The organism is Spiroplasma sp. ChiS (genome assembly GCF_002968355.1).
Lineage (GTDB): Bacteria > Bacillota_I > Bacilli_A > Mycoplasmatales > Mycoplasmataceae > Spiroplasma > Spiroplasma citri.
In genome coordinates this window covers 1-3547 of the sequence record NZ_PUUH01000014.1, presented here as the reverse complement: position 1 = coordinate 3547, position 3547 = coordinate 1, and the positions used below count along the sequence as shown (strand labels likewise).

At 23.0% G+C, this 3547-nt stretch carries 10 protein-coding genes; all 10 read right to left on the bottom strand.

The window, feature by feature from the left end:
- Window positions 1-403 precede the first annotated feature (403 nt).
- A complete protein-coding gene (locus tag C6B38_RS09545) occupies window positions 404-562 on the bottom strand; it encodes a hypothetical protein (RefSeq protein WP_162475788.1) in 159 nt (52 codons plus the stop codon).
- On the bottom strand, window positions 508-897 hold the full coding sequence (locus C6B38_RS01340; protein ID WP_105298365.1) for a hypothetical protein: 390 nt from the start codon (window positions 895-897) through the stop codon (window positions 508-510). The genes C6B38_RS09545 and C6B38_RS01340 overlap by 55 nt, the downstream gene beginning before the upstream one ends.
- 13 nt (window positions 898-910) lie before the next feature.
- Window positions 911-1348, bottom strand: coding sequence for a hypothetical protein (locus C6B38_RS01335; RefSeq protein ID WP_105298364.1), 438 nt, complete (start codon window positions 1346-1348; stop codon window positions 911-913).
- 2 nt (window positions 1349-1350) lie between these two features.
- Window positions 1351-1593 carry a hypothetical protein gene (locus C6B38_RS01330; RefSeq protein ID WP_105298363.1) on the bottom strand — a complete coding sequence of 81 codons (243 nt, stop codon included), beginning with the start codon at window positions 1591-1593 and terminating at the stop codon, window positions 1351-1353.
- Between the two features lie 31 nt (window positions 1594-1624).
- The gene (locus C6B38_RS01325; protein WP_105298362.1) at window positions 1625-2008 is read right to left on the bottom strand and encodes a pentapeptide repeat-containing protein; all 384 of its coding nucleotides are present in this window, start codon (window positions 2006-2008) and stop codon (window positions 1625-1627) included.
- A 7-nt stretch (window positions 2009-2015) separates the two neighbouring features.
- Window positions 2016-2252 carry a hypothetical protein gene (locus tag C6B38_RS01320; protein WP_105298361.1) on the bottom strand — a complete coding sequence of 79 codons (237 nt, stop codon included), beginning with the start codon at window positions 2250-2252 and terminating at the stop codon, window positions 2016-2018.
- 1 nt (window position 2253) lies between these two features.
- Window positions 2254-2391, bottom strand: coding sequence for a hypothetical protein (locus tag C6B38_RS09540; protein ID WP_162475787.1), 138 nt, complete (start codon window positions 2389-2391; stop codon window positions 2254-2256).
- A gap of 109 nt (window positions 2392-2500) precedes the next feature.
- Window positions 2501-2650 (bottom strand): hypothetical protein, encoded by a 150-nt coding sequence (locus tag C6B38_RS09535; RefSeq protein WP_162475786.1) that lies wholly within the window; start codon window positions 2648-2650, stop codon window positions 2501-2503.
- 1 nt (window position 2651) lies between these two features.
- Window positions 2652-2843 carry a hypothetical protein gene (locus C6B38_RS01315; RefSeq protein WP_105298360.1) on the bottom strand — a complete coding sequence of 64 codons (192 nt, stop codon included), beginning with the start codon at window positions 2841-2843 and terminating at the stop codon, window positions 2652-2654.
- 6 nt (window positions 2844-2849) lie between these two features.
- Window positions 2850-3029 carry a hypothetical protein gene (locus C6B38_RS01310; protein WP_105298359.1) on the bottom strand — a complete coding sequence of 60 codons (180 nt, stop codon included), beginning with the start codon at window positions 3027-3029 and terminating at the stop codon, window positions 2850-2852.
- Between the last annotated feature and the right edge of the window lie 518 nt (window positions 3030-3547).

Below are 3547 nucleotides of genomic sequence, written 5' to 3'. Positions count from 1 at the left end.
TCAACCATTTCTTTTGGTCATTTATTTCAAGGTGAATATTCACTATTACCACTAGGACTACTATTTTTTAAACGATCAATATCTGCTTTTCTTAATAAAATACCTTGATAATTTCCATTTTTATCTTTTGCAAAAGCATAAGCACCAATAATTTCATTATAATCACTAGTATTTGCATTAAAATTAATTTCATGTATTTTAGGACATGAATTTAAACTATCTCATTCAAATTTTTCACCTTTAAATATAATTGCTTTTCTTGGACTATACCCTGCTTCTTCAATTCTTTTACAATAAACCTTACTATCAATAACAGTAGTTAATTTATTTTTAAATGGAATAATATTAAAATCTTTACCAAAAATTAACCCTTTATTACTTAATTTAATAATTCCTAATGCTGTTATTTTAGCATTATCAGCACTATTAATTTAGATATTTGCTCACCATTACTTTCTAATTCTTCAAGTGCTAAAATATTTTCTTTTACATATTTATCATTAACTTTTAATTCATATTTAATAATTGCACCTTTAATATATTGTTGTAATTCATTTGTCATTTTGTTTCCCTCTTAACATTTTCTATATTTATTCCTTTAATACCAACTACTTTATTATCAGTATTTGTATCTCATTGTGCTTTAATTGTATTTTTAACTAACTTTTCATTAACAATTAAATATTTAATTAATTGCTTTAATTCATATTGATTAGCATTTTCTAAAAAATCATCATCAATCCCTAATATTTCAATATCTTGTATTAATAATTTTTCTTTTATTAAATTAATACCAACTTTTTTTAATTGTTTTGGTTCTAATGATTTATCAATTTGCTCAATTTTTTCTATTACACGAACTTGTTCATCTTGAATTTGGTCTATATCAAGACCCATATCTGGTGTTAAACTATTTGCTTTTTCAATTAATTCTTGTTTTTTTTAATTCTTGTTCTTTTAAAAACTCTTGTTGTTTTTGTTTACGAGCTTGTGTTAAATTATTATTAATTTCAACTCTGTATCTTTCAATATAATTTCTATAATTAGTAATTATTTTACCAATTCTATTATGTTCATCTAATAATTTTTGAACAGGTTCTAATCATTCTTTAAAAACAAAATTATTTTTAGTAATAGCACTTGGAATATCTTTTAAATGCACACCTTGATAACCATTTAATGCATAATGATTAATATGTCTAAAAATATACTCAGTTAATTCTTGTTTATTTTCTTCTTTAAATTTTTGAACATTATATGCTAAAATACTTTCATTTTTAAAATCATCTCCTTTTAAAGGAAATTGAAATGTAATACTATTTACTCTATTTTTTACAATATCATTCATTATTAACCCTCCTTACTAGGTAATGTGTCATATTTAGAATTATCTTTTAAAGCAATTATTCTTTTTCAACCACAAGTACTACACTTATTATCAAAGTCATAATCATCTCCACAATTCATACAATGAGCAAATTCTTTAAAATCTTCTTTATATAATTGTTGTTGTTTTAATTCTGTAATTTCATTTTTAAGTTTTTCATTTTCTTCTTTTAGTTTGTTAAATTTAATTGATTCTGTTATAGTCATTATTCATCCTCCTCAATAACAGTTAATTGGTCTAATTGTTTTTTTTTGTAATTCTAGCACCTCGTAAATCAGCACCTCGTAAATCAGCACTTCGTAAATTAGCACCAGATAAATCAGCAACTTGTAAATAAGCACTAGATAAATTAGCATCTATTAAATTAGCTTCTCGTAAATCAGCAACTTGTAAATAAGCGCGATATAAATCAGCATCTTTTAATTTAGCATATTTTAAATTAGCACCAGATAAATCAGCATCTTTTAATTTAGCATCTTTTAATTTAGCACCAGATAAATCAGCAACTTGTAAATAAGCAACTTGTAAATATAATACTTCTTCTTCTAAATAATCACTTATTTTATCTTGTTCAACACTAACTCCTGTTAAATCTTTAATTAAATCTTGTAATGTTTTCATTTTATAATTACTCCCCACATGTATGACAATTCAAATAAGAAAAATTATTTTTAAGATATTTTACATAATCACATATTATTTCAAATTCACCCTCTATATTGATAACTATTGACCATTGTTTTGATTTAGAATATTTACATTCTTGACAATGATCACAATCACATTCAATTCATTGTTCTAAATCACAATAATCATTAATTCTAAATTTATCTTTATATTTTGTATTAAATTCTTCTTTTGTCATATTAAATTTCCTCCAAATTCTTTTCTGCAATTAAAGTATCAATATAGTCATAAGCACTTTCTTTTGAATGACATTCTTCTAATGCTTCATTAAATAAATCTTCTTCGGTATAAACTTTGCCATATTCATCTTTTCACATATTATTTATTCTCCTTTAATATAAGTTCCAAGAATTCCAGTTCCTTTTTTCTTTTTTCTATGTAATTATTTATTGATACAGTGTTTTCTTTTTTATCTATTGTGATTAACTATTCCATTTCTTTATTAAAAATCTTAATTGCATCGTATTCATCATATCTTCCAAATCCATAGGCAATTTCATAACAATATTCATCATCTAATTTATTAATAATTTCTTTTTGAAATTCTGATAATTGTAAATTTCTAATCTCTTTCATATTATTTATTCTCCTTTATTTGTAATTCTTTGTATATTTCGCATTTTAAAAAACTTTCTTTATTAATTTGATTAAAAATTTTTTCTAATTCAGCATAAATCATTTGCTTCATAGTATTTTGCCCATATCCATCAAATTCACCATCATTTATTGAAATTAATAATTTAGCAATATTTCTTTTTATTTTTTCCATATTATTTTATTTATTTCCTATTCATTCAATATTTTCTAAATCCATAATCATTTCAGTTTCTAAATCAATAATGATTGTTTGAAAATACTTTTCATTTTGAGCACTCATTTTTGCTTCTTCTAATGTATAAAACGCATGTGTAGTATAATATTCATTTTTAATAATTAATAAGTATTTTTTAGTCATAATTTATTTCCTCCCTGCTTTTAATCTTTTTAATTATTTTTTCAATTTTAATGACTTCGATTATTCCATATATTGTAAAAGGCAATGACACTAAGCATGAAATAATATTTATTATGATTATTATTAATGTTCATATACTCATATTTAACTCCTCCTAATTCTTTTTAGTATTTAATGCTCAATGTTCATCAGTAATTTCATCTTTTAAAACTAGATAACTTCTAAGCATTAATTCATTTATTTTGTTGATAATTTTTTTATTTAACTTTTTCATCTTTACCTCCTTATTATTAATTTTGGTAATTGTTGATATATTAACTACAATGTTCTACAATTTGTAGTTGTTTGTAGTATTAAGTACCTCATCATCAAGTCCCCACTAGTAGATTAATTAAGAAATCCTTGCCCAGTTCTTAAAAGAACAAACTTCTACGCACACGATTTTATTTTTTCTTGTTAATTAATAGTTATGAATGCACCACTACGCGTCTATCTTAATCAAAATCATTAATTTACAA